Origin of the sequence: Acidaminococcus intestini DSM 21505 (assembly GCF_000425045.1) — a bacterium.
Lineage (GTDB): Bacteria > Bacillota > Negativicutes > Acidaminococcales > Acidaminococcaceae > Acidaminococcus > Acidaminococcus intestini.
In genome coordinates this window covers 83,885-108,800 of record NZ_AULA01000001.1, presented here as the reverse complement: position 1 = coordinate 108,800, position 24,916 = coordinate 83,885, and the positions used below count along the sequence as shown (strand labels likewise).

Sequence of the window (24,916 nt, the reverse complement as noted above, 5' to 3'; positions counted from 1 at the left end):
GGAAAGAAAGGATGAAAACCATGAAAAAAAGTCTGAAGATGATGTGCCTCCTCGCAGCGCTTATTTTGGGTGTGGCTGGCTGCGGCGGCAATGCGGCCAAAGATGACAAAAAGGCAGCCGCGCCCCAAAAGAAGGAACTTGTCGTCGGGACGGCCCCTTCTTTTGCCCCCTTTGAGTTCCCCAGCGAAGAAGCGGATAAACCGACAGGGTTTGATATGGAACTCATAGAAGCCATTGGTAAGAAGATGGGCTATGAAAAAGTGACCATCAAGGGCATGGGCTTTGATGCCTTGATTCCTGCCATGAATGCCGGCAATATTGATGTAATCATTTCCGGTATGTCTATTACGGACGCACGGAAAAAACAGGTCCTTTTTACAGATCCCTATTATGAATCGGGACTGATGGTCATCGTCAAGAAAGACAACAATGAAATCAAGTCCTTTGATGATCTGAAAGGCAAACGCATCGGTGTCCAGCTAGGCACAACGGGCGCCCAGGAAGCTGAAAAGATTGAAGGCGCCAAAGTTACGAATTTTGATACGTCGGATCTTGCCTGCATCGAACTCAAAAATGGCAACGTTGATGCTGTCATCAGTGATCTGCCCGTGCTTCAGTACTTCCTGAAACAGAAAGGGTCCAGCTATGCCAAAGCCGTTGGCACGCCGAAAAAAGGCGACTTTTACGGCATTGCAGCTCCGAAGGACAAGAAAGACCTTGTGGACGGCATGAATAAAGCCCTGAAGGAACTGAAAGACTCCGGTGAATACAAGAAAATCTATACCAAATGGTTTGGTGAAATGAAATAAGTGAGAACGCCCCTGCCGAATAATCGGCAGGGGCGTTCTATGTGTATAGGAGGCTGTCAGGCTGAAAACTTATGGAAGGCAATCAATGAAAAACGTAAAGAACACCGATCTGAACACCTGTCAATCGTTCAGAGCGGTGCGCTCTTCTTATTAAGGCTTGATGCAGAATGAGCAAACCGTTGCCGCAGTTTTTTTGCTTTAGGGCGGCGAAAACCGATTCGCCTCACCAAGGTGATTTCGAAACGCTTCGTCATCTTTTCCCTTTCGTTTTTTTCCTTGACTCTTATCCCCCGGTCATAGACGCCGCAGCCTACGCCTTGCTGTTAGCTTAGGCTGCTTTTTTTAAAATCTCCCATTGTATAAAAATTCATTCAGATGTATAATGTCATATGCTTCTTAAAAATATCAAGTCTATCTGGAGGAACAGCCATGAAAAAACGTACCGTACTTGTTGGAATGTTAGCCGCTTTGACGATGTTTGCTGCTGGCTGCGGCGGTAAGGATGCAGCTAAGGAATCCAAGGTCCTTCGTGCAGGCACGGAACCGACCTTTGCCCCTTTTGAATTCCAGGAAAAGGATTCCAAGGATTTCACGGGCTTTGATATGGATCTGATCCGCGCCATTGGCAAGCAAATGGGCCGTGACGTGGAAATTAAGAATATGGGCTTTGATGCCCTGATTCCAGCCATCAATTCGGGCAATATCGATGTTGTAGCTTCTGGCATGAGCATTACGGAAGAACGTAAAAAAGCCGTGACTTTCTCCGATCCGTATTATACGTCCGGTCTTGCTATCATTGTCAGAAATGATGAAAACAACATCAAGAGCCTGAAGGACCTTGAAGGCAAAACGATTTCCGTCCAGATTGGGACGACGGGGGCCGATAAGGCCGCTTCCGTACCGGGCGCCAAGGTCAAGACCTTCAACACGAATGCGGAAGTCTTCCTTGAACTCAACAATAAGAATGCCGATGCGGTCATCATTGACCGTCCTGTTGGGGCTTACTTCCTGACGAAGGAAGGCAAGGGCCAGGATAAGATTGTCGGTGAAACGATGGATGCTGAACCGTATGGATTTGCCGTCAAGAAGGACAGCAAACTGGCTGGCGAAATCAATAAAGCCCTGGGCGAACTAAAGAAAAACGGCGAATACGATAAGATTTACAAGAAATGGTTCGGCGAAGCGCCAAAAGAAAAATAATGGCAGAGTAAGGATTGGTGGGTATGGATCTAGAAATTATTACGTCGTCCTTTCCCCTGCTTTTGGCAGGGGCGGGCGTAACCATTGAAATTACAGCACTGAGCGTTGGTTTTGGCATGGCCATCGGAATTGTCATTTCCCTCATCCGCATGACGGGTATCCGCCTCCTGCGGATCTTGGGCAATGTATATGTCGATTTCCTACGCGGGACGCCGCTTCTTGTGCAGATCTTCCTTGTTTACTTTGCCTTGCCGGCACTCATCCATCATCAGGTGGATGCCTTTTTTGCTGCGGTCTTTGCGTGCTCCATCAACAGTGGGGCGTATGTTGCGGAAATTTTCCGCGGAGGCATTGAATCCATTGACAGAGGGCAGATGGAAGCGGGCCGCAGTTTGGGCATGAACTGGTGGCAGACCATGCGGTTTGTCATCCTGCCCCAGGCCTTTAAGCGGATCATTCCGCCCCTTGGCAATGAATTCATCGCCATGCTGAAGGATTCGTCCTTGGTCTCCGTCATTGGTTTTGAGGAACTGACCCGCCGCGGCCAGCTCATTATTGCCAGGACCTATGCCTCTTTTGAAATCTGGCTGTCCGTCGCGTTTATCTACCTCATTATGACATTTGCTGTGGCTCGTCTCGTAGGGCTTCTGGAAAGGCGGTATAAGAAAAATGAAAAATGATCTCATCAAGATTACCGGCCTTCGGAAAAGCTATGGCAAGAACGAGGTCCTAAAGGGCATCGACATCAATATCAAGGAAGAGGAAGTGGTCGTTGTCATCGGCCCTTCAGGCGGCGGCAAGAGTACATTCCTGCGCTGCATCAACTATCTGGAAGTGCCTACAGGCGGCGAAATTGTCTTTGATGGCATTCCTCTTAATGGCGAGGCTAACATCAACGAAGTCCGCAAGGAAATCGGCATGGTTTTCCAGCGCTTCAATCTTTTCCCGCATATGACGGTCATGGAAAACTTGATCCTTGCGCCGATGAAGGTGCGCCACGCCTCGCGGGAAGAAGCGATGGAAAAGGCCGAGATGTATCTTAAAAAGGTTGGGCTCCTTGACAAGGCCGCTGCTTATCCTGATTCTCTATCCGGCGGTCAGCAGCAGCGCGTTGCCATTGCCCGTGCACTTTGCATGAACCCCAAAGCCATGCTCTTTGATGAACCGACAAGCGCCCTTGACCCGGAAATGATCAAGGAAGTCTTGGACGTCATGAAAGACCTTGCTGAAGGAGGGATGACCATGGTTGTTGTGACCCATGAAATGGGCTTTGCCCGGGAAGTGGGGGACCGCGTGATTTTCCTTGACCAAGGCGTCATCCAGGAAGAAGCGGATCCACAGGAATTTTTCTCCCATCCAAAAAGCGAAAGGGCGCAGCTCTTTTTGTCAAAAATCCTGTAAGGAAACAAATCCAGCCGGCCAACAATTAAAAAAGGTTTCAGTTATTACTGGGGAAGCCCGATGGAATCGGAGCTTCCTCTTTGTTACATTTTTAGAAAATTTTTCAAGATTTTTAGAGGAATTTCGCTTCATTTGTAGAAATAGGATAATAAGAACGAACAGGAAATATCCTGTGAGTTAGGAGGTAATCATTATGACAGTTAGAGTTCGTGGTAAGAATCTTGAAGTAACGCCTGCATTGAAAGATTATGTGGAAAAAAAGGTTGAAACCATTACGAAGCAGTTCAAGACCGTTGGTGAAATCACGGCCGTCATGAGAATTGAACGCAATAAGCACATTGTGGAAATTACGGTTCCTGCAAGCGGCATCGTTCTCCGCGCCCAGGAAGGCAGCGAAAACATGTATGCTTCCATTGATAACTGTGTGGAAAAGATTGAGCGCCAGATCCATAAATATAAAACCCGTCTCATGAAGCGGAAATACAACAATTTCCGTGATGCCGCGGTTCCGCCGGTTTCTGGTGATGTTGAAGAGGCCTCGGCTGACGGCGAATTCAAGGTCGCTCGCACCAAGACCTATGCGATGCGCCCCATGAATGTGCAGGAAGCCATCATGCAGATGAACATGCTGAACCACGACTTCTTCGTCTTCTTCAATGACGAAACGGAATCCATGGCCGTTGTGTACCGCCGTAAAGCCGGTGACTATGGTCTCATCAATCCGGAACTTGTCTAATCAAAAAACATGCCGCCTTCGGGCGGCATGTTTTTTTTAGGAGCTGTTTTAACTAGCCCAAAAATCGGGCTGGATTGATGAAGAAGGGGCGCCTCACATCCGCTGCCAAATCTGAGAAATCATAAACTGGATCCACGCTGATGCCCGGTTTAGGGCTCTGGAATTGTATTTGACTTTTATAAGAAGACAATCTTTTTGAAATATAGAAATCACAATAGCGGCAAGATCGTCCCGCTTTCGTGTTTTCCTTTTGTACTCGATGTGCGGCATCAATCCGACTTACCAAGACGATTTGCAATCATTTTGTCATGTTTTTGCCTTCCGGTCTTTTATTCCATTTGCTTTTTACAAATTCCGATCAGATGGTTCCCGTTGCGAAGAGCTCATGTTTTCATCGACGACGTAAGTTACTTGTCTAATGCGGTTGGTTAAAGCCTTCGCGTTTTCTTTCAATTCCTTTTTTTGAATAGGGGACTCAGGCAAATCATGCTTCCTCTAAAGAAAACGAAATAATACCAAGACGGGCTCGCCCAAGGACTCCACTTTTTCGGACGATTTAGGAATGAAAATGCAGTACGCGATTTCTTACGAATCGGCATGCTCCCGTTGCAATCGAACGAATCTTTCTCAAGCAATGGGAGCGCGTCACTGCATCAAATTGGCACGATTTGCACACCGAGTAAAAAGGGGAGGGGGGCTTTGGTGTCGGCTCGACCTTTAGTTTCCCTCACGGTCTTTAAGAACCACAGCATCAAAGCTAGAGCGTTAGTTTTTTTTTACTCGACAGCCGCAGCCTTGCATGCAGGACAGCCATTCGGCCAATAGACAGCTTGAACGCGGCTTTCTATGTACCCACTCGGCGTAATTTGCAGACCCAGCAAAAAAATAAAAAGTTCTCTCTTTTGACACGCTTTTTGCGTGCCTTTCTTTGACTTTCCTATATGCATTTGATAAAATGAAACGATGAATAAATAGGCTATCTATGCGTCCATGAGGAGTGATTTTAGTTGCTGGAACAGCTAATGAAAATGGTCTTTGGTGACCCCAATAAAAAAGAACTGAAGGTGTGCCAAGGCTATGTAGATAAAATCAATGCGCTGGAACCGGAAATTTCTGGTCTTAGTGATGCCCGTTTGCGCGCCAAGACGGATGAGTTTCGTCTGCGCCTGACCAAGGGAGAAACGCTCGATGATCTCCTGCCGGAAGCTTTTGCCGTTGTTCGGGAGGCCGCCAAACGTGTCATGGGTCTGCGTCATTTTGACGTTCAGCTCATGGGCGGCTGCATCCTTCACCGTGGAAAGATTGCGGAAATGCGTACTGGTGAAGGGAAGACCCTTGTGGCAACGCTGCCGGCTTATTTAAATGCCCTTGAAGGCAAGGGCGTCCATGTTGTGACGGTCAATGACTACCTGGCTCGCCGTGACAGTGAGGATATGGGCCGTGTTTACCGTTTCCTGGGACTTTCTGTCGGCCTTATTACTCACGAAATGGATTACCCTGCCCGTAAGGCCGCTTATGCTGCCGATATTACCTATGGAACAAACAATGAATTCGGGTTTGACTACCTCCGTGACAACATGGTCATTTCCCTTGACCAAATGGTGCAGCGTCCCCTGCATTATGCCATCGTCGACGAAGTGGACTCCATCCTTATTGATGAAGCCCGTACTCCCCTTATCATTTCCGGCCCTGGCGCCCAGTCAACGAGCCTTTATCAGGTCATGGCGGATGTGGCGGCCAAACTGAAGGAAGGGGAGGACTATACGGTCGATGAAAAGCAAAAGACCGTTGCCCCGACAGAAACCGGCATTGCCAAGACGGAAAAACTCCTCGGCGTTTCCAATATGTATGACGGGGAAAATGGCGTCGACTATTCCCATCAGCTCATGGCAGCCCTGAAGGCCAAGGCCCTCATGCACCGTGACCGCGATTATGTCGTAAAGGATGGGGAAGTCATCATTGTCGATGAATTTACGGGTCGCCTCATGTTTGGCCGCCGGTACAGCGAAGGGCTGCATCAGGCCATTGAGGCAAAGGAACATGTCAAGGTCGAACGGGAAAGCCAGACACTTGCCACCATCACTTTCCAGAACTACTTCCGTATGTATGATAAGCTCTCTGGTATGACCGGTACGGCCAAGACCGAAGAGCAGGAATTCCAGAAGATCTACGGCCTTGATGTTGTGGTTGTGCCGACAAATAAACCCAATATCCGTATCGACTATCCAGATGTCATCTATAAAACGCGCCGTGCTAAGTACCGCGCCGTGGCAAATGCTATTGAGGAACTTCACAAGAAGGGCCGTCCGGTCCTTGTAGGAACGACGAGCATCCAGCAGTCGGAAGAGTTGTCCGAACTCCTTAAAAAACGCGGCATTGAACATAATGTCCTCAATGCCAAGTTCCATGAAAAAGAAGCTGAAATCGTCGCTGATGCCGGGCAAATGGGGGCTGTTACGATTGCCACCAACATGGCCGGCCGTGGGACGGATATTGTCCTGGGGGATGGGGTCGCTGAACTTGGCGGCCTGCATATCATCGGTACGGAACGCCATGAATCACGCCGCATCGATAACCAGCTCCGCGGACGCTGTGCCCGTCAGGGAGACCCAGGGTCTACGCGTTTTTATCTTTCCCTTGAAGACGACCTGATGCGTCTATTTGGTTCGGATAACATTTCGGGCATCATGGATAAGCTCGGCATGGAAGAAGACGAGCCCATTGAGCATAAGATTGTGACCCGTTCCATTGAGTCGGCCCAGAAGAAGGTCGAAGCGCGCAACTTTGAAATTCGTAAGCAGGTCCTTGAATATGACGATGTCATGAACCAGCAGCGCGAAGTCATTTATGACCAGCGCCGCCAGATCCTTGAAAAAGCAGACCTCAAGGAGACCGTCCTTGACATGGCAAGCCATATTGTTGACCGCTCCATGGATATGTATGCACCAAAAGAGGCTTACAGCGAAGATTGGGATGTCAAGAGCCTCATCAGCTATGCAGAGGAGTTTTATGCGCCGGCCGGTTTCCTGAAGGAAGAAAAACTGCAGGAAATGAGCCGTGATGAACTGGAAACCTTCCTCCACAAGGTCGCGGTTGATTACTACAATGCCCGCGAGGAAAATAACACGGCTCCCATCATGCGCGAATTGGAAAACCTGGTCATGCTGAAGGTTGTTGATTCCCACTGGATGGAACATCTCGATGCCATGGATGCCCTGCGCGAAGGCATTGGGCTGCGCGCCTATGGACAGCGTGATCCGTTGGTTGAATACAAGTTCGAAGCCTATGAAATGTTCGAAGCCATGAAGGAAGCCATCGTCGATGATGTGGTCCGTTATATGTACCGCGTCAACGTCGTTACCCAGCCTGTTGTGGAAGACCATTTGAGCGAAGCCTCGACGAACAACCCGAACGTCGACGGCAGTACAGAAACGCCGAAGGAACCGGTCAGAAATGACAGCACGGTGGGGCGGAACGATCCCTGCCCCTGCGGCAGCGGCAAGAAATACAAGAATTGCTGTGGTAAAAATCAAAACAGCTGACACCGCACAGTCATGAAGAACGGGACCTTGCCATAGGTCCGGAAAAAAGGCCTGCGCCTTTTTTCGTGCGGCGCATGACAGAAAAGGGGATGCCGCCTTGGCGGCAGCCCCTTTCGGACATTGAAGGGAAGAATCCAACATGGGGCCCTGTGGCTCCTCATTCAATAGGAAAGGGATTGAACGAATCGTGTTACTTGAAGAATTAAGACCGCAGATCGGCGAACTCAGAAACCGTCTTGGCGAACTCAAGACGGGCCTTAAAATCGAACCCAAGAAGGAACGCATCCAGGACCTTGATTACCAGATGGCGGCACCGGGCTTTTGGGATGATCCCGATAAGGCCCAGAAAGTCGCCCAGGAAGCCAATAACCTGAAATCAGAAGTGGATACCTTTACGAGCCTTGAAACGAAGGTCGACGACCTCGATACCCTTTGGGAAATGGCCATGGAAGAAAAGGACGACACCCTGGTTTCCGAAATGGAATCGGAACTGGAAGGGGCCAAGCATACCCTTTCGGAACTGGAACTGGGCATGCTGCTCAGTGATGAATACGATGCCAACAATGCCATCATGAACCTTCATGCTGGTGCGGGCGGAACGGAAGCCCAGGATTGGACGGGCATGCTTCTGCGGATGTTCACGCGCTATGCCGAAGGAAAGGGTTTTGAAGTGGAACTGCTCGATGTCCTGCCCGGTGAAGAAGCAGGAACCAAGAGTGCTACCCTTGCCATCAAGGGACATAATGCCTATGGGTTCCTCAAAAGCGAGAAGGGCGTGCACCGTCTTGTCCGTATTTCTCCTTTTGACTCCAATGCCCGCCGCCACACCTCCTTTGCGGCGGTGGACGTTATGCCGGAAATCGATAATACGGTGGAAGTCAACATCAACATGGACGATGTCCGCGTTGACTACTACCGCGCCAGCGGTGCTGGCGGACAGCACGTCAACAAGACGTCTTCGGCTGTCCGTATGACCCATTTGCCGACGGGCATTGTTGTCCAGTGCCAGAACGAACGGTCCCAGCTGCAGAACAAGGAACGCTGCCTGCAGCTGCTGCGTGCCAAACTCTTTGAATACGAAAAGGCCATCCAAGATCAAAAAATCAGCGACCTTGCCGGAGACTATCAGGCCATCGAGTGGGGGAGCCAGATCCGCTCCTATGTTTTCCAGCCCTATACCTTGGTCAAGGATCATCGGACTGGCGCGGAAACCGGCAATATCCAAGCCGTTATGGACGGGGACCTGGATCTTTTTGTGGAAAGCTATCTCCGCAGCCTGAAACATTGATCAGGGGAAAGGGGTAAGCCGTGAAGAAAATCAAACAGCTATTTGTGGTCCTCGTCAGTCTCGGCCTTTTGGCCTCCCTTTGTCTTAACTGGAGCCGGCATCAGGTGGAACAGGCCAATCGGAGTATGGAAACGGTCATGGATTATCAGGCCCTGGTCCGTATGGCGGACAGTGAGGGTCTATCGAGGCAGAGCGTCTTCAAAAAGTTCAAGGACGCCGGCGTCACGACCCTTGCCGTTTCAGACCGCACCATCATGGATATGGCAGGCGAAGGCCTTGTTACTTACTATACGGGCGGCGAGCTCCTGCGTCAAAAGGAAATCGGCGGCCTGAGCCCGAGCTGGCAGGCCATTGTATCCTCACCGGATTTTACCTATCAGGCTGTCTACCTGGCCGATGGAACGAGCCGCCGCACCTTTGATGCCCTCATTGAAACACTGGGCGCCCGTTTTGACAGGGACCGCTTCCAGAAGGTCTCCGATACGCCCCGTGTCTACATGCTCAAGGCTCCGACGGCCCTCAATAAGAATCCTTTCAGCCAGGACCAGCTGGGCATCCAGGAAACGCCCTTGATCCTTGTGCCGGACGAGCTTCTTGCCGCCAAGGAAAATGGCTTTATGGTGGCCATTCGTCCCAATAATTTTGTAAAGACCACCAAGGATGAAGAAAAAGCTCAGCAGCAGCTTGCTGTGTTCTTTAAGGAAATTGATGAAACGGGAGCCGATGTTTCGCTCATCATTGGCAGCGGCCGCAGCATGCTCGGCGAGCCTCGCTATCTCAAAAATGTGGCGAACGCGCTCAAAAAGCGGCATATCACCCTGGGTATGGTCGAAGCCGATGTACAGCTCCAGTTCATCAAGATGGACGGACTTGTACCCCTTTCGGAAGTCATGGACTATGATGCTGCCCGCGTCTATACCATTGCCGAAGACGAGCAGCGCAAGATGAAGGTCTTTGATGCGTTCCGCCGCTGGTCCCTTGCCGATGATGAGCGCAATATCCGCGTCAACTACATCCGTCCTTTTGTTACCGGTCTTAATGGCAACACGGCCCTTGAAACGAACCTTGAATACGTAAGTGATGTGACGCGTGACGTGGCATCCCATGGATATATAAGCGGACGGGCCGGCGTCTTTGCCCCGTACCATTCGTCCCGTCTTTTCTATGTGCCCATGGCTTTTTCTGTCGTGGCCGCTTGGTGCCTTTATTTCCTTCTCCTTGGCATCGTGCCCCAACGCCATTATGGCAAGCTGGTCCTTTTGGGCGGGCTGGTCCTATCTGCTGGTTACTTTACAGGCAGCCACGCACTCTTGTTCCGCCAGGTGACGGCCCTTTTGAGTGCCATCATCTTTCCCGTCCTTTCCATGGCCCGCATGATCACGCTGTGGGACCGCCGTAAAGGAGAAAGGACGATGAAAGGCCTTCTTGCCATGACGACGGTCCAGCTAGGCTATGCCGTGATTCTGTCCCTCATTGGTGCCTCTTTATTGGGGGCAGTCCTTGGAGATACACGTTTTCTCCTTGAAATTGATATCTACCGCGGCGTGAAGGTCACCTTCATGATGCCCGTTCTTCTTACGTTCCTACTCTTTGTCAAACGTCATGGCCTGTGGAACGAAGGGGAACGCCTTACGGCTCCCTTATCAAGGATCCGGGCGTTTCTTAACCGCCCATTTACGCTGTCGACCCTCATTGTTCTCCTTGCCTTTGCCATCGTGGCGTGGGTCTTTATTGGCCGCAGCGGCCATACGGCAGGGGTTCCCGTTCCGGCCTTTGAGGAAAAGCTTCGCTATTTCCTTGAAGAGACCATGTACGCCCGGCCCCGGGAAAAGGAATTTCTCATTGGTCATCCGGCTTTTTACCTGACGGCTTGGTGCGTCTTGCGGAAACTTCCGACTTGGGCCTATGGCCTTTTTGCCGTAGCCGCGACCATTGGACAGGCAAGTCTCGTCCAGACGTTCTGCCATATGCGGACCCCTATTTTCATGAGCTATGTCCGGGCCCTTGATGGTTATGCACTGGGCGTGATCCTAGGCGTTTTGGCCGTTGTTGTGTTTGAAGGACTTTATCGTGCCTATGGGGGTTACAAGAAGGGGAGGGACGCCCGTGGCTAAGGTGCTCATATCCGGATATTACGGATTTTCCAATGCCGGTGACGAAGCCATGCTGACGGCCATTGTGGACAGCCTTAAACGGGAGGCCCCTGATACGGTCATTACGGTCATTAGCGGCCATCCCCGCTCAACCTGTGCCCTCCACGACGTAAAGAGCATCGGACGCTTTGATTTTCCCGCCATCCTGCGGGCCATGGCAGGGACGGACCTGCTCTTATCGGGCGGCGGCAGCCTGCTCCAGAACGTAACGAGCCATTTCAGTCTCTTTTATTATCTTTCCATCATCGCTCTTGGCGTCATTATGAGGAAAAAGGTGATGCTCTTTGCCCAGGGAATCGGTCCGATCAAGGGCTGTTTTTCCCGCTTCCTGACCCGGTTCGTCTGCCGCCACGCCGATTTGATTACGGTCCGTGACGATGGGTCCTTGGATGACCTTTGTGAGATGGGCTTTGAGCGAAAGGATATCCTCGTCACAAGTGATGCTGTCTTTTCCCTTCCTGACGGCAATCGCAAGGTGGGAGAAGTCATCCTGCGAGGCATGGGCATCGATCCTGAACGGCCCGTCATTGGCTTTGCCCTGCGGCACTGGAAGGGAGAGGATCGCTTTATTCCTGAATTTGCCCGCGCGGCCGATGGTCTCAAGGCCGCCTTTGGGGCGCAGATTCTCTTTGTCCCGTTTCAGTTTCCGTCTGACAGGGAAGTTTCCGATGCGGTGCTTGGGCAAATGGAAAATAGCCGCGACGTCTTTATCCTGCCGCGAAAACTTTCCACAAAGGAATATCTTGACCTCATGGCCAGCCTGCGCCTTTTGGTGGGGATGCGGCTCCATGCCCTGGTCTTTGCGGCCCTTGCCGGCGTGCCTTTTATGGCGGTTTCTTATGATCCCAAAGTGGACCGTTTTGTAGATGGGATGAAAGGAACCGTTGTCGATACCATCGATGCCATCACGGCCGGTGAAATCGTTTCCCTTGCCGATTCGATGCCTGCCGATTCAGGAGCCCAGGAAGCTTCGGAACTTGCCGCTCTTAGAAAGGAAGCACGTTCCAATATCCTGCGTGCCCTTGCCCTTATGCATGAATCCAACGAAAAAAGGAGTGGATCCCATTGCTCGTAATGAAACATGCCAGCAAGATCTATCCTGGCGGAGCCGCTGCACTCCAGGACGTGAATGTTCATATCAAGCCAGGTGAGTTTGTCTTTCTCGTCGGTCCCAGCGGGGCCGGCAAATCAACCTTCATCAAGACCATTTCCCGTGAGATTGAACTGTCAAGCGGGCAGATCTTTGTGGACGGCGTCGATGTCATGAAGCTTCGCAATGACGAGATCCCCTACCTGCGGCGTCAGCTGGGTATCGTATTCCAGGACTACCGACTGCTGAATGACCGGACGGCCTTTGAAAATGTGGCCTTTGCCATGCAGGTCATCGAGGCCCCTTCCAAGAAAATCAAGGAACGGGTCATGGAAGTCCTGACCCTTGTTGGTCTTGGCGACCGGGCAAAGAACTATCCCAGTGAAATGAGCGGCGGTGAGCAGCAGCGTGTGGCTATTGCCCGGGCTATTGTCAACGACCCGCTGCTGGTCATTGCCGACGAACCGACGGGAAACCTCGACCCGGAAACCAGTATGGAAATCATGAATATCTTTTCCGAAGTCAATAAGCGGGGCGCGACCATCATCATGGCCACCCATGACAAGACCATGGTGGACTATATGCAAAAGCGGGTCATTGCCATCGAAGATGGTCGCATTGTCCGTGACGATATCAAAGGAGTCTATGGTTATGAGCTTTAGTACAAAATGGTATTATTTGAAGGAAACCTTTACGTCACTAAAACGCAACTCCCTTATGAGTATTGCGTCCGTGACGACGGTTGCCCTTTCCATCCTTGTCCTGGGGCTCTTTTTGACGATGGTTCTCAATGTCAATAACCTTGCCCAATACCTGGAAAATCAGGTCCAGGTGACGGTCTATATGTCGGATGCCGCAACGAGCGTGCAGCGCCGTCAAGTAGAGCAGCAGCTCAAGACGACGCGGGGCGTCATGGAAGTCAAGGGCGTGACAAAGGAAGAAGCCCTGCAGAATTTCAAGAAACGGCTCCGCGAACAGGAAAAGCTCCTTGATGCCTTGGGAGAGGACAACCCCTTCCCTTATTCCTTTGAAGTCCAGGTGGATAAACCGGAACGCATCCAGGAAATCGTGCCCCAAATCGAAAAGATGCCCGGAGTGGAAACGGCTAAATTTGGACAGGAAGTGGTGGAACATCTCTTCCAGTTGACACGTATCCTGCGCCTGGGAGGCATTTTCCTCATCATCATGCTTGCCATTGCCACCCTTTTCATTATTTCCAATACGATCCGCATTACGGTCTTTGCCCGTCGGCGGGAAGTGAGCATCATGAAATATGTGGGGGCCACCAACTGGTTCATCCGCTGGCCTTTCCTGCTGGAAGGGATGTTCATGGGCTTTGTCGGGGCTCTCATTGCCGCTGTGGCCCTTTTCAAGATGTATGACGCTGCCCAGGTGAAAATCTATTCAACCCTGGCCTTCTTTCCCCTCCTGCCAAGCTGGCCCTTTATGGTCTACCTCTGTGCCGGTCTTGTGGCTGTTGGCACCTTTATCGGGGCTGCCGGAAGTGCCATCAGCCTGCGCAAGTTCCTGGATGTTTGATAGGGGGCCTTGTCATGAAAAAAGAAGTTGCCGTCGCAACGGCTCTGATGGCCCTTATGAGCTATATGGGACCCGTTTCGTGGGCAGAATCCATAGAGGATAAAAAAGCAGAGCTCGACGAGATTCAGCGGCAGATGGACACGAACACTTCCCAGCGAAAGGAAAGTGAAGCTCGCATTTCAAACGCCGTGGACCGCCTTGTCAGGGCCCGGCAGGAACTTGCCGAGGCAAAACAGCAGCTTGCCGTTGTCGAAGGCCAGCAGCGCATTCTTGAAGGCAAGATCCGCAGTAATGAACGGGCCCTTGTCATCAAGGAAAAGGAATTTGACAATACGCGGGAAATCTACAAAAAACGGCTTCGCGACATCTATGAGAACGGACAGGTGAACTATCTTGACGTGCTTCTGGGATCGAGTGATTTCCGGGATTTTTCCTCCCGCATGTATCTCTTGCAGCGCATCATTCGCCGTGATACGAACCTCATTGAAACGCTGAATGCGCAAAAGCATGAGCTTGAAGCCAAAAAGGCCGAGCTTGACGCGGAACATGCGGAACTTGATGGGAAGCGCCAGGAAGTGCTTCAGAAAAAGGCCTATGTGGAACAAAAAACAGCTGAGCAGGAGCAGCTCTATCAGGAAGCTCTAGCGGAAAAATCCCGTCTTGATGCAGAGTACGAAGAACTCCAGCGCAACAGCCAGGAAATTACGGCCATGATCCAGCGCATGGAGCAGGAGGGCCGCATGATGGCTTCTGCCCACGGGTCTGGTCAGTTTACCTGGCCTTGTTATGGGGAAATCACGTCTCCTTTTGGCTGGCGCGTCCACCCCATTTGGGGTACGGAAATCTTCCATGCCGGAATCGATATCGGTGCCGACTATGGGCAGCCCATTGTGGCCGCTGATTCCGGTACGGTGATTTATGCTGGCTGGATGGGCGGTTATGGCAATGCGGTGATGATCGATCATGGTGGCGGCCTTGTGACTCTCTACGGACACAACAGTTCCCTTACTGTCGGCGTTGGCGAAAACGTTTCCAAAGGTCAGACCATTGCCCTTGCAGGCAGTACGGGGAATTCGACGGGGCCGCACTGCCACTTTGAAGTGCGTATCCATGGTGAAGTCACGTCCCCGCTCAACTATTTGCCATAAGGAGGGTCTATGGGTAAAAAAAGATTTGGCTGGGCCCACCTGATCGTGGCCGTCTTGGTTTCTTTTTGCGTCTTTATCTTCGGAAGTATCACGGTCCTTGGCCGCTATGTCGGCAATCCCGCGGGATTTCTCGAGTTGATACGGACCCTGCATTTGATTTCCAGCTATTATGTGGGAGACATGGAAGAAAAGAACCTTTATGACGGCGCTATCCGCGGGATGGTGGAGGAACTGGGTGACCCGTATTCATCCTATTTGGATACATCGAATTTTGAAGCCTTGAATGCCATGACTGAAGGCCATTTTGGTGGTGTCGGCATGGTCTTGGGCATGAAGGAATCAAAGGAAATTATCGTTGTTTCTCCCATTGAAGATACACCGGCTTACAAAGCCGGCATCAAGGCAGGGGACATCATCCTTTCCATTGACGGGAAGGACGTGACGGGCGAAAGCCTGAACGAGGTTGTAAAAAAGCTTCGCGGCAAAGATGGGACGCAAGTGACAGTGGGACTGAAGTCTGCCGATGGATCCACCCGCGAAGTGACGCTGACAAGAAGCGAAATCAAGGTCAAGAGCGTCTACGGACGCATGGAAGAAGGCGGCATCGGCTATATCCGGATCACGAATTTCAACGAGGAAACGGACCGCGATTTTGCCGCCACACTGGGAAAGTTGCAGGGGGAGGGCATGAAAGCGTTGGTCCTTGATCTGCGGGACAATCCAGGGGGCCTTCTCCAAAGTGGCGTCAATGTCGCAAAGCACCTTGTTCCCAAAGGCCCCATTGTTTCCATGACGGATAAATCGGGGGCGACTGAAACCTTCTCCTCAGAGCTTGAAAAGGTGCCTTTCCCCATTGCCGTATTGGTGAACCATGGAACGGCAAGCGCGGCGGAAATTGTTTCCGGTGCTATCCAGGATACGGGATCAGGCAAACTTTTTGGGACCAAGACCTTTGGCAAGGGTGTGGTCCAGAATGTCTTCATGTTAAGCCAGAAAACTGCTGTCAAGCTTACCATTGCAAAGTACTATACGCCCAGTGGGCGCAGCATCGATAAGGTCGGCATCGAACCTGATGAAACCGTGGAAGCAATAGGAGCTGCCGGCACCAATCAGCTGGAAGCCGCTGAGGCCTATTTGAAAACGGTCATTTCCCAGTAATCGCCGAAAGGAGTCGTTATGAATCTCATCAAATCTTGGCTGGAATCGCTTTCCGCCATCCTTCCTGCAGAAGCGTCCGCGTCTGTGTTCCTTGAACGTAATGCCGGTCATCTTCTCGTGGCCGCGGTGGTCCTCATTGCCTTTTTTGCACTCCTTTACTTTTTTCGGACCCGGCAGGTCCGCAGGGAACGGAAGGCACGCTATCGGATTAGTCGTCTCATTGGCTATTTTGTGGAAACCTATGACCGGGTAGCCGAGCTAGATCTTAACCATCATACAGCTTATTGCTATGAAGATGAGGGAGAAAAAGTTACGGTCAAGGCTGTACCCATTGATTCAGTGGATGCCATTTTTGGCGAGCTCCATCCCAGCGACCAGCTGAAATACACGAAGGAAGTGCTCCAGACAAATCTGGAACGGACGCGCAAGACCTGTTCCTCTTATGAATTCATGGCCCGCGTCAAGGACGGGGATGGCACCTATCATTGGGCCAGCTTCCTGCTTCAGGGCGTGAAAAAAGGGCGCAGCCATCATCGGGACGTACTCTTCCTGCGCCGCCGCATCGATGATCAGAAGAGCCTTGAAATGGAGCGCCGTGCCCAGCTGCATTCGGCTATGAGCCAAGCCCGTGATGATGCAGAAACAAAAGGTAAGTTCATGAGCCGCATCAGCCGCGACACGCGGGAAGCCCTCAATTCCATCATGGGCTACCTGACCCTTGCCGGCGAAGAAGACAATGTGGACCAGCGCCGGGCTTACGTGAAAGGAAGTCAGGATCAGGTCCGCTATCTCCTTTCGGTCCTGAACGACGTCATTGACCTTTCCGCCATGGAAAATGGCACCCTGTCGCTTAAAAGCGAACCCTTTGAACTCGATGGGGTCCTCAGCCGCATTGAGTCGCTCTTTAGTCAGGAAGCGCAGCGCCGCCAGATTGAATTTACCATGGAAACAGACGGCGTAAAGCACCTGTCCCTTGATGGTGACCGGGTCCGTTTCGAGCAGGTCATGATGAACCTATTGGCCAATGCCATGCTCTTTACAGGCGAGCATCATCAGCTGCGCTGTGAGATTCGTCGGCGGGAACAGAAAAAACGCAAAGTGATTCTGGAAGTGGTCGTCACCTGTGAAGGAAAGCGTATCCCTGAGGACCTCATGGATAAGGTATTCCTGCCCTTTGAAATGGTTTCCCAGCTGGAAGAACGGTCCAGCTTCCACGGCGGTCTGGGCCTCGTCGTGACCCATAACCTTGTCCACATCCTGGGTGGGCTCATCAAGGCTGACAACCAAAGCGGCGAGGGTATCCGCTTTACCATGGAACTGCCCTTTACGTATCACCAGCTTCCGGAAAGTGATAAAAAGCTTATGCCCCTTGCGGGAAAACGCCTCCTTGCTGCTGATGACAACGACCTGAGCATGGAAGTCCTGGAAAAGCTCCTGACCAACACGGGCATCCTCGTGGAACGGGCCCACGATGGGCGGGAAGCCTGTGAGATGTTTGGCAAGAGTCCCGAAGGCTATTATGCAGCCATTTTGATGGACCTTGATATGCCTGGTGTCGATGGCTGCGAAGCGGCAAGCCTCATCCGCATGGCTGACCACAAGGATGCCAAGACCATTCCTATCTTGGCTCTTACAGAAAACATCCTTTCCGAAGACGTGGCAGAGGCCCTTTCAAGCGGCATGAACGGTCAGATCCGGAAACCCCTTGAAAAGGAAAACCTGCTCCATACCTTAACCACCTTCATCGAAAAGTAAATACACAGCCGAGCGCGGCCCCATTGAAATGGGCCCGCGCTTTAGCGTACAATGGGGCCTATGAGCGGCCTTTGCCGTTTGTCATGCCAGAAACTGAAAGGAGATCTTTCTTTATGTTACATATTGGCTGCCATCTTTCCTCTTCCAAAGGCTTTGCGGCCATGGGGGAGACGGCCCGCGGTATCAAGGCAGATACCTTTGCTTTTTTTACTCGCAATCCGCGCGGCAGCAAGGCCAAGGCCTTTGATCCCAAGGATGCGGATCTTTTCAAAAAGGCATGGGCCCCTTATGGGACAGTTCCCCTTGTGGCCCATGCACCCTATACCTTAAATCCCTGCTCTACGAAGGAAGAAGTGCGTCAGTTTGCCCTTGAAACCATTGCCGATGACCTTCATAAACTGGAGGCCCTGCCGGGAAATTATTACAACATGCACCCAGGAAACCACCTGGGACAGGGCGCGGAAATCGGTATTGAACTCATTGCGGCCTGCCTCAATCGCGTCCTTTATGAAAAACAGCAGACGACGCTGCTTCTTGAGACCATGGCTGGCAAGGGTACGGAAGTGGGGCGCAGCTTTGAGGAAATCCGCGCCATCTTGGAACGTATTGCACTTCAGGATAAGGTCGGCGTTTGCCTTGATACCTGCCACATCTGGGATGCGGGCTATGATATTGTCTCTGACCTTGATGGTGTTATCCGCGAATTTGACCGCGTCATTGGCCTGTCCCGGCTGAAAGCCATCCATCTGAACGATAGCAAGAATCCCTTAGGTGCCCATAAGGATCGGCATGAAAAAATCGGCGAAGGCATGATCGGACAGGTTGCCCTTTCCCGCGTCGTCCGCCATCCTTCCTTAGCGGGCCTGCCCTTTATCCTTGAAACACCGAATGAACTTTCGGGCTATGCCCACGAAATTGACATGATGCGGCAGGAGGCAGCAAAGTAAGATGGAACTTTTGACGCAGCTCATGAAGGTGCCGAGTGCAGCCCTTTGCCTTTTTGCCCTTTTTTTCCTGCTGGTAGCGCTCCTAAAGATTAAACAGGTGCGGCTGTCTGTATCCATGGCGGCAAGTAGTGGCCTTATGCTTGCCATGGCTGTGATCCTTACGGCCTTTCCATTTTACCGCATGCCGAATGGCGGATCGGTTACGCTTGGCGGCATGCTGCCCCTTTTTTTCATAAGCTTTGCCTATGGACCGGAAGTGGGCATGCTGGCAGGTTTTGCCTACAGTCTCATGAACCTTGTGATGGCACCATATATCCTGCATCCTGTTCAGGTCCTTTTCGACTATCCCCTGCCTTTTATGGCCTTGGGTCTTGCAGGCTGTTTCCCTCGGCACCACATGGCAGGCATCACGGCCGCCGTGGCGGTACGGCTTTTTTTCCATTTTCTTTCGGGCGTGGTCTTTTTTGGCAGTTACGCTCCGGCAGGCACTTCGATCTATCTCTATTCCTTTGTGACCAACCTGACCTATCTTTTGCCAAACCTTGTAATCTGTCTTGTCTTTTACCGGCTCCTTCCCGTGGAGCGCTTCCTTTCCCTCATGAAACGGTAAGAGGCGGGAGAGAGACTATTTTACAAAAACTTTTTTGGAGCTAAAGCGAAAAGAATTTGATAAAGCCCATCATTTATGCTATAATAGCCTCCGTCAGACATGACATACGCCTGTAGCTCAGTGGATAGAGCAACGGCCTCCGGAGCCGTGTGCGGCGGTTCGATTCCGCCCAGGCGTACCATATTGGATTTGACCCCATGAATCGCCACAGCGTTTTATGGGGATTTCTGTTGTTTTACGTGTTCCAGGGTAAAGGAGATGACACGATGGTATCTTTCTCACTCAAGGTCCGGTTCTATGAAACCGACCTCATGGGTGTTGTTCACCATGCCAATTACCTGCGCTGGTTTGAAATGGGACGGGTGGAATATTTGCGGCAGGCGGGCATTGACCTCAATGAGATGATGGGGGAAGGGTTCATGGTTCCTATTGTCGATGTGAATTGCCGCTATCGTCAGTCGGCCCGTTTTGATGATGAAGTCATTATTGAAACTGTCCTTGAAAAACTCAGCAAAGTAAAGCTCAGCTTTTCCTATCGAGCCCTGCGTGCCAAGGATGGCGTGCTCCTTGCCGAAGGAAAGACCACAAACGGCATCACGACGGCCGAAGGAAAGGTTGCGCGGCTGAGTGATTCCTATATGGAACGTTTGAATAAAATGCTGGAAGAAGAAAGGGAGACGAGAAAGGAATGCTGAATTTTATTTATCTCATCCTGGGCCTGTGCGTCCTGGGAGCTTTGGTCATGACGGTCTACGCGTTTTTGAAACCGACGGACGACACTCACGTCTGCGTCGATGAACGATCGGCCTTGAAACTCGAGAAAATCGAAACAGACCGCGCTGTCTTTAGTTTCACCGTACCTATGCGGAACACGAGCAACCAGATTGCAGCCATTACGGATGCGTTTGTGCGTCCTTATCTGCCGCGGGAACAGTTCCCCGATGCCATGTGCTGGGGCCGATTGGAACTTGATACGGCCCGCCGCGATGACAACTATTTTGAAGCGGTCATCATGAACCCCGGTGTGGAACGGACCCTTGTCGTGACCCTTTTCTTTGAAGCTCGCAATGGAAAGAATATCCGCGATACCCTGCGTCATATGGTCGACATGGACCTTTGCATCTACCTGACTGGTGTGGGCCGCAAAGATCATTACGTCCGCAAGGCTTTTGAAACGATCTATGCGGAAGATGTCAAGAAATTGGTTGGAGGTGCTTACCATGGCTGAGAAATATGAAATCCTTCCTGTGCCGACCCGTATCCTGACGGTCCATGATAATATCGTCGATGCCATCAAGGAATTTGGCGGTTCCATGATTGGCCCCCGCGATGTGGTCTGCGTGGCGGAAAGTGTCGTGGCTATTACCCAAAATCGGGCCATCCGTCCGGAAACGCTGAAGATTGGCTTTGCGGCCAAAGTCTTTTCCCAGCTCTTTCCTGGTTATGGCAGCATTTCTAACTGGAGTGCCATGCAGAGCCTTATCAATGAAGAAGGCACGCTGCGCATCACCTTTGCCGTCGTTGCCGGCTTCTTCATGAAACTTATCGGCAAGGCTGGCTGGTTCTACCGCCTAGGCGGGGAACAGGCCCGTCTCGTCGATGATATTACAGGAACTATGCCACCGTATGACAAGCACATTGTCTTGGGTCCGAAACATGCTTCCAAAGTGGCGGAAAGCATCAAACGCGGTTTGGGCTGCTTTGGCGCAGCTGTAGCTGACGTCAACGACCTCAAGCGTTCCTGCGTTTTGGGCGCAACCAAAGGCGTCGATCCCCGTCTTGTGGAAAAGATCCTCATCGACAACCCCTTCGGCAACGCCAGCCAGAAGACTCCTATCTGCATCATCAAGGACTTCATCCGCTAATGGATAGCCCCCGCTTTGGCGGGGGCTTTGTTTTTTACTCGGCCCCTTTCTTTTGACTCGGCGCATTTTGTGCGCCAAATAAAAAGGGAAAGGTGAGGGCAGTTTGGCGCCGCGCCTTTGAGTCTGCTCAAGGCCTTTTCTTTACGCAAAGGCCTTACACACTGCCTCAACCCAGCCCACTTTCTGGGGCTGAGTCAACATTATTGAAAAAGCGTACCAGCGGACACCCTTTCTTCCCCTCCTTCTTAATTTGTTGTCAATCCCCCCAAAACCAGTTACAATATAACGTATAGAAAGTGGGTGAACCATACATGCAACAAGTCGTTATTGCGACCCATAACCAAGGCAAGATGGAAGAATTCAAGGTTCTTCTTGAAGCCTTGGGACTTGATTTTTGCTGTCTCAATGATTTCCCGGATATCCCCGAACCGGAAGAAACAGGGAAGACTTTTGCCGCCAATGCACGCCTGAAGGCTACATACTACGCCAAAGCAACAGGCCGGATGTGCCTGGCTGATGATTCCGGACTTGAGGTCCTAAGCCTCAAGGGTGCACCCGGTGTCCGTTCTGCCCGGTATGCAGGCGAAGAGGCCACGGACGAGGAAAACAACGAACTCCTCCTTGCTAACATGAAGATGCAGGTTCGTCGCAACTGCCGTTTTTTCTGTGCCCTTGCCGTTGCAAGTCCCGAAGGCAAGATTGTCGTTGAATCAAGCGGCATCTGTGATGGTATCCTGCTCCATGAGCCCCATGGCACCAATGGCTTTGGCTACGATCCGCTTTTTTGGTCGACGGAGCTCCATAAACCGTTGGGAGAAGCTACTATGGAAGAAAAAAACGGCATCAGTCACCGCGCTAAAGCGGCAAAAAAACTTGTCAGCCAATGGAGAAAGATGAAATGAGGATTGGAGTCATCAGTGATACCCATGGCGTCAAAAAGGCCATGGACCGCGTCATCCTTGATGCGGGAAAGGTCGATCTCTGGCTTCATGCCGGTGATTACAGTCAGGACGCACCTTATCTGGAAGCAAAGACCGGCGTACCTGTCTATGCTGTCTGCGGCAACTGCGACGTCTATGAGGACCGGGGTCCTGTGGAACTTGTCACAAAACTTGAAGGAACGACTCTTGCCATGGTGCATGGCAACCGCTATGTATCCCGTTCCCGCTGGGACAATCTCATTTACTGGGGACAGGAAAAAAACGCCCAGGTTGTTGTCTTTGGCCATATTCACACACCTGTCAATGAAGTGATTGACGGAATCCTTGTCATCAACCCCGGCAGTGCAGCCAAACCGCGGGGCGATGTGCCGACCTATGGTATCTTAACCCTCGAAAAGGGCAGAGCCCCCTTCTTTGAAGTGCGGGAACTCGCCAAATAACTACTGAACCAGAAAGGACCTTGGGTCCTTTCGCTGTAAAAGGCCCTAGGCCTCTTGGAAAAGGAGGAATCCCTTATGGCAGATACGGAAAAAATCAATGCCGAAGCCCTGGCGCTTCACAAGAAATTCCATGGGAAGCTGGAAGTGCGCTGCAAGGCGCCCCTTGAAAATGGCCATGACCTTGCCCTTGCCTATACGCCGGGCGTTGCCGAGCCGTGCCGCAAGATCAAGGAAAACCCTGACCTTTCCTTTGAGTACACCTGTCGGGGCAATATGGTCGCCGTCATCAGTGATGGCACCCGTGTCCTGGGGCTGGGGGACATCGGTCCGGAGGCGGCCATGCCTGTCATGGAAGGCAAGTCCGTCCTTTATAAGAAATTTGGCGATATTGATTCTATCCCCATCTGTATCGATACCAAAGATCCGGAAGAATTTGTGAACATTGTCACAAAACTCCAGCCTTCTTTTGGCGGCATCAACTTGGAAGACATTGCTTCACCAAAATGCTACTGGATTGAAAATGAACTCATCAAACGCTGCTCCATCCCGGTTTTCCATGATGACCAGCACGGAACCGCCATCATTGCCTGCGCTGCCGTCCTTGGCGCCTTGCGCTTTGCCAAAAAGGACATTACAAAGGTCAAGGTTGTGGTGAACGGCTGCGGCGCCGCAGGTTCTGCCATTGGCAAACTGCTCTATCGCTTGGGCGTAACAGACCTGACGATGATCGATATTGACGGTGCGGTCTACGAGGGCCGTCCCGGGGACATGGACATGGCAACAAAGTATCTGGCAAGCGTCACCAATAAGGCCCACTATAAAGGAAACCTTGCCGGGGCCGCCAAGGGTGCGGATGTCCTTATCGGTGTATCGGGACCGCGTCTTTTCACGAAGGATATCATGGAAAGTATGGCTCCCAAGGCGGTTGTCTTCGCCCTTGCAAATCCCGTTCCTGAAACGACCTATGAAGAAGCCAAAGCTGCCGGCGTACTTGTGGCGGGAACGGGCCGCAGCGATGCTCCGAACCAAGTCAATAATGTCTGCGTCTTCCCTGGTATTTTCCGCGGGGCCCTCGCTGTCCGCGCCTCTGCCATTACGGAAGAGATGAAGGTGGCTGCCGTTCGTGCCATTGCCGGCCTCATTCCTGAGGATGAACTGCGCGAGGACTACGTTGTCCCCGGAGCGTTTGACCGCCGTATTGTACCGGCTATTGCCGGCGCTGTGGCAAAAGTGGCCATGAGTGCGGGCATTGCCCGCCTGAAACGGGAAGTGCAGGATATCGAGAAGGAAGCGGCTGAACGAGTTCTCCATAACTGGAATGCATAACAAGACATAACTTATATGTATTTGTGCCTTTTCATGCATAACGGTATAATCACATCATAATGCAGACAAAGCCCCAGACGGGGACCACTGAAAGGATGTTGATGACAATGAAGAAAACAGTTTGGGCCCTCGCTGGCCTCCTCGCCCTCGGCGCACTTGTTGCCGGATGCAGCGGTGAAAAGAAAGAAGCAGCCCAAAGCAGTGACAAGAAAGTCGTGCTGAAAGTCGGTGCCACGCCGGTTCCGCACGCGGAAATCCTAAATGAGATCAAACCGCTCCTTGCCAAGGATGGCATCGATCTCCAGATTATTGAATTTACGGATTACGTCAAGCCGAACCTCAGCTTGAACGACAAGGAAATTGACGCCAACTTCTTCCAGCATGAACCCTATCTGAAGAAGTTTGCTGCTGACCGTAAGCTTGACCTGGTGAACCTTGTTGCCGTTCATATCGAACCGATGGGGGTCTATTCCAAGAAACTGAAAGACATCAAGAGCGTTCCCGACGGGGCCAAAGTCGCAATCCCGAATGATCCGACCAACGGCGGCCGTGCCCTCAATATCCTTGCTAAAGCAGGCCTCATCAAACTAAAGGATGGCGTCGGCATTTCGGCAACGGTCGGGGATATCGTGGAAAATCCGAAGAACCTCAAGATCACCGAAGCAGAAGCTGCGATGCTGCCCCGCACCTTGGATGATGTGGACCTTGCCGTCATCAATTCCAACTTCGCAATGGAAGCTAAGCTGAATCCGACGAAGGATGCCCTATTCATCGAACCGAAGGATTCACCTTACGCCAATATCGTCGCCGTTCGAAAGGGCGATGAAAACCGCAAGGAAATTCAGGCCCTGAAAAAAGCCTTGACGAGCCCGGAAGTCAAGAAATTCATTGAAGAAAAGTATAAAGGCGCTGTGATCCCGGCTTTCTAAGACCGAGTGGAGGCCTTATCGTATAAAAGAGTGAACCCT

General features: G+C 51.6%; 23 protein-coding genes and 1 tRNA gene. All 24 read left to right on the top strand.

The window, feature by feature from the left end; all coding sequences use genetic code 11:
• The first annotated feature begins 20 nt into the window (after positions 1–20).
• Positions 21–809: a basic amino acid ABC transporter substrate-binding protein gene (locus H503_RS0100485; RefSeq protein ID WP_412316484.1), complete on the top strand. Its 789-nt coding sequence runs from the start codon at positions 21–23 to the stop codon at positions 807–809.
• 429 nt (positions 810–1,238) lie between these two features.
• Positions 1,239–2,009, top strand: coding sequence for a basic amino acid ABC transporter substrate-binding protein (locus tag H503_RS0100480; RefSeq protein WP_016459630.1), 771 nt, complete (start codon positions 1,239–1,241; stop codon positions 2,007–2,009).
• 23 nt (positions 2,010–2,032) lie between these two features.
• On the top strand, positions 2,033–2,689 hold the full coding sequence (locus H503_RS0100475) for an amino acid ABC transporter permease (RefSeq protein WP_021736345.1): 657 nt from the start codon (positions 2,033–2,035) through the stop codon (positions 2,687–2,689).
• A complete protein-coding gene (locus tag H503_RS0100470) occupies positions 2,679–3,410 on the top strand; it encodes an amino acid ABC transporter ATP-binding protein (RefSeq protein WP_009015794.1) in 732 nt (243 codons plus the stop codon). Before H503_RS0100475 ends, H503_RS0100470 begins: the two co-directional genes overlap by 11 nt.
• Positions 3,411–3,603: 193 nt before the next feature.
• Positions 3,604–4,146, top strand: coding sequence for a ribosome hibernation-promoting factor, HPF/YfiA family (gene hpf / locus H503_RS0100465; protein ID WP_009015793.1), 543 nt, complete (start codon positions 3,604–3,606; stop codon positions 4,144–4,146).
• A gap of 1,022 nt (positions 4,147–5,168) precedes the next feature.
• Positions 5,169–7,688 (top strand): preprotein translocase subunit SecA, encoded by a 2,520-nt coding sequence (gene secA, locus H503_RS0100460; protein WP_014128782.1) that lies wholly within the window; start codon positions 5,169–5,171, stop codon positions 7,686–7,688.
• A 187-nt stretch (positions 7,689–7,875) separates the two neighbouring features.
• Entirely contained in the window at positions 7,876–8,976 is a 1,101-nt protein-coding gene (gene prfB / locus H503_RS0100450) for a peptide chain release factor 2 (protein WP_014128780.1), read from the top strand.
• Positions 8,977–8,996: 20 nt separating this feature from the next.
• Positions 8,997–11,090, top strand: coding sequence for a DUF5693 family protein (locus tag H503_RS0100445; RefSeq protein ID WP_009015790.1), 2,094 nt, complete (start codon positions 8,997–8,999; stop codon positions 11,088–11,090).
• The gene (gene csaB / locus H503_RS0100440) at positions 11,083–12,204 is read left to right on the top strand and encodes a polysaccharide pyruvyl transferase CsaB (RefSeq protein WP_009015789.1); all 1,122 of its coding nucleotides are present in this window, start codon (positions 11,083–11,085) and stop codon (positions 12,202–12,204) included. Before H503_RS0100445 ends, csaB begins: the two co-directional genes overlap by 8 nt.
• Complete coding sequence (gene ftsE, locus H503_RS0100435; protein WP_009015788.1) at positions 12,195–12,881, top strand: cell division ATP-binding protein FtsE; 687 nt, start codon at positions 12,195–12,197, stop codon at positions 12,879–12,881. Before csaB ends, ftsE begins: the two co-directional genes overlap by 10 nt.
• Complete coding sequence (ftsX, locus tag H503_RS0100430; protein ID WP_009015787.1) at positions 12,871–13,758, top strand: permease-like cell division protein FtsX; 888 nt, start codon at positions 12,871–12,873, stop codon at positions 13,756–13,758. The genes ftsE and ftsX overlap by 11 nt, the downstream gene beginning before the upstream one ends.
• A 14-nt stretch (positions 13,759–13,772) precedes the next feature.
• Positions 13,773–14,906, top strand: a complete 1,134-nt coding sequence (locus H503_RS0100425) for a murein hydrolase activator EnvC family protein (RefSeq protein ID WP_009015786.1) — start codon at positions 13,773–13,775, stop codon at positions 14,904–14,906.
• 9 nt (positions 14,907–14,915) lie between these two features.
• Complete coding sequence (locus tag H503_RS0100420) at positions 14,916–16,064, top strand: S41 family peptidase (RefSeq protein ID WP_009015785.1); 1,149 nt, start codon at positions 14,916–14,918, stop codon at positions 16,062–16,064.
• 18 nt (positions 16,065–16,082) lie between these two features.
• Complete coding sequence (locus tag H503_RS0100415; RefSeq protein WP_009015784.1) at positions 16,083–17,819, top strand: hybrid sensor histidine kinase/response regulator; 1,737 nt, start codon at positions 16,083–16,085, stop codon at positions 17,817–17,819.
• Between the two features lie 113 nt (positions 17,820–17,932).
• Positions 17,933–18,766, top strand: a complete 834-nt coding sequence (locus H503_RS0100410) for a deoxyribonuclease IV (RefSeq protein ID WP_016459627.1) — start codon at positions 17,933–17,935, stop codon at positions 18,764–18,766.
• Position 18,767: 1 nt separating this feature from the next.
• On the top strand, positions 18,768–19,376 hold the full coding sequence (gene thiT / locus H503_RS0100405; RefSeq protein WP_009015782.1) for an energy-coupled thiamine transporter ThiT: 609 nt from the start codon (positions 18,768–18,770) through the stop codon (positions 19,374–19,376).
• 106 nt (positions 19,377–19,482) lie between these two features.
• Positions 19,483–19,557: transfer RNA gene (locus tag H503_RS0100400), tRNA-Arg, on the top strand.
• Between the two features lie 85 nt (positions 19,558–19,642).
• Positions 19,643–20,071: an acyl-CoA thioesterase gene (locus H503_RS0100395; RefSeq protein ID WP_009015781.1), complete on the top strand. Its 429-nt coding sequence runs from the start codon at positions 19,643–19,645 to the stop codon at positions 20,069–20,071.
• On the top strand, positions 20,065–20,604 hold the full coding sequence (locus H503_RS0100390) for a hypothetical protein (protein WP_014128774.1): 540 nt from the start codon (positions 20,065–20,067) through the stop codon (positions 20,602–20,604). Before H503_RS0100395 ends, H503_RS0100390 begins: the two co-directional genes overlap by 7 nt.
• Complete coding sequence (locus tag H503_RS0100385) at positions 20,597–21,241, top strand: hypothetical protein (protein WP_014128773.1); 645 nt, start codon at positions 20,597–20,599, stop codon at positions 21,239–21,241. The genes H503_RS0100390 and H503_RS0100385 overlap by 8 nt, the downstream gene beginning before the upstream one ends.
• A 311-nt stretch (positions 21,242–21,552) precedes the next feature.
• A complete protein-coding gene (rdgB, locus tag H503_RS0100380; protein ID WP_014128772.1) occupies positions 21,553–22,143 on the top strand; it encodes an RdgB/HAM1 family non-canonical purine NTP pyrophosphatase in 591 nt (196 codons plus the stop codon).
• A complete protein-coding gene (locus tag H503_RS0100375) occupies positions 22,140–22,622 on the top strand; it encodes a metallophosphoesterase (protein ID WP_014128771.1) in 483 nt (160 codons plus the stop codon). Before rdgB ends, H503_RS0100375 begins: the two co-directional genes overlap by 4 nt.
• Positions 22,623–22,697: 75 nt before the next feature.
• Positions 22,698–23,948 (top strand): NAD(P)-dependent malic enzyme, encoded by a 1,251-nt coding sequence (locus H503_RS0100370; protein ID WP_009016174.1) that lies wholly within the window; start codon positions 22,698–22,700, stop codon positions 23,946–23,948.
• Between the two features lie 107 nt (positions 23,949–24,055).
• Positions 24,056–24,877: a MetQ/NlpA family ABC transporter substrate-binding protein gene (locus H503_RS0100365; RefSeq protein ID WP_021736389.1), complete on the top strand. Its 822-nt coding sequence runs from the start codon at positions 24,056–24,058 to the stop codon at positions 24,875–24,877.
• The last annotated feature ends 39 nt before the right edge of the window (positions 24,878–24,916 follow it).

What these genes read in the sequence shown, in the direction of transcription:
- H503_RS0100485 (WP_412316484.1), top strand. Translation starts at nt 21, where the DNA reads ATGAAAAAAAGTCTGAAGATGATGTGCCTCCTCGCAGCGCTTATTTTG.
- H503_RS0100480 (WP_016459630.1), top strand. Translation starts at nt 1,239, where the DNA reads ATGAAAAAACGTACCGTACTTGTTGGAATGTTAGCCGCTTTGACGATG.
- H503_RS0100475 (WP_021736345.1), top strand. Translation starts at nt 2,033, where the DNA reads ATGGATCTAGAAATTATTACGTCGTCCTTTCCCCTGCTTTTGGCAGGG.
- H503_RS0100470 (WP_009015794.1), top strand. Translation starts at nt 2,679, where the DNA reads ATGAAAAATGATCTCATCAAGATTACCGGCCTTCGGAAAAGCTATGGC.
- hpf (WP_009015793.1), top strand. Translation starts at nt 3,604, where the DNA reads ATGACAGTTAGAGTTCGTGGTAAGAATCTTGAAGTAACGCCTGCATTG.
- secA (WP_014128782.1), top strand. Translation starts at nt 5,169, where the DNA reads ATGAAAATGGTCTTTGGTGACCCCAATAAAAAAGAACTGAAGGTGTGC.
- ftsX (WP_009015787.1), top strand. Translation starts at nt 12,871, where the DNA reads ATGAGCTTTAGTACAAAATGGTATTATTTGAAGGAAACCTTTACGTCA.
- H503_RS0100425 (WP_009015786.1), top strand. Translation starts at nt 13,773, where the DNA reads ATGAAAAAAGAAGTTGCCGTCGCAACGGCTCTGATGGCCCTTATGAGC.
- H503_RS0100420 (WP_009015785.1), top strand. Translation starts at nt 14,916, where the DNA reads ATGGGTAAAAAAAGATTTGGCTGGGCCCACCTGATCGTGGCCGTCTTG.
- H503_RS0100415 (WP_009015784.1), top strand. Translation starts at nt 16,083, where the DNA reads ATGAATCTCATCAAATCTTGGCTGGAATCGCTTTCCGCCATCCTTCCT.
- H503_RS0100410 (WP_016459627.1), top strand. Translation starts at nt 17,933, where the DNA reads ATGTTACATATTGGCTGCCATCTTTCCTCTTCCAAAGGCTTTGCGGCC.
- thiT (WP_009015782.1), top strand. Translation starts at nt 18,768, where the DNA reads ATGGAACTTTTGACGCAGCTCATGAAGGTGCCGAGTGCAGCCCTTTGC.
- H503_RS0100395 (WP_009015781.1), top strand. Translation starts at nt 19,643, where the DNA reads ATGGTATCTTTCTCACTCAAGGTCCGGTTCTATGAAACCGACCTCATG.
- H503_RS0100390 (WP_014128774.1), top strand. Translation starts at nt 20,065, where the DNA reads ATGCTGAATTTTATTTATCTCATCCTGGGCCTGTGCGTCCTGGGAGCT.
- H503_RS0100385 (WP_014128773.1), top strand. Translation starts at nt 20,597, where the DNA reads ATGGCTGAGAAATATGAAATCCTTCCTGTGCCGACCCGTATCCTGACG.
- rdgB (WP_014128772.1), top strand. Translation starts at nt 21,553, where the DNA reads ATGCAACAAGTCGTTATTGCGACCCATAACCAAGGCAAGATGGAAGAA.
- H503_RS0100375 (WP_014128771.1), top strand. Translation starts at nt 22,140, where the DNA reads ATGAGGATTGGAGTCATCAGTGATACCCATGGCGTCAAAAAGGCCATG.
- H503_RS0100370 (WP_009016174.1), top strand. Translation starts at nt 22,698, where the DNA reads ATGGCAGATACGGAAAAAATCAATGCCGAAGCCCTGGCGCTTCACAAG.
- H503_RS0100365 (WP_021736389.1), top strand. Translation starts at nt 24,056, where the DNA reads ATGAAGAAAACAGTTTGGGCCCTCGCTGGCCTCCTCGCCCTCGGCGCA.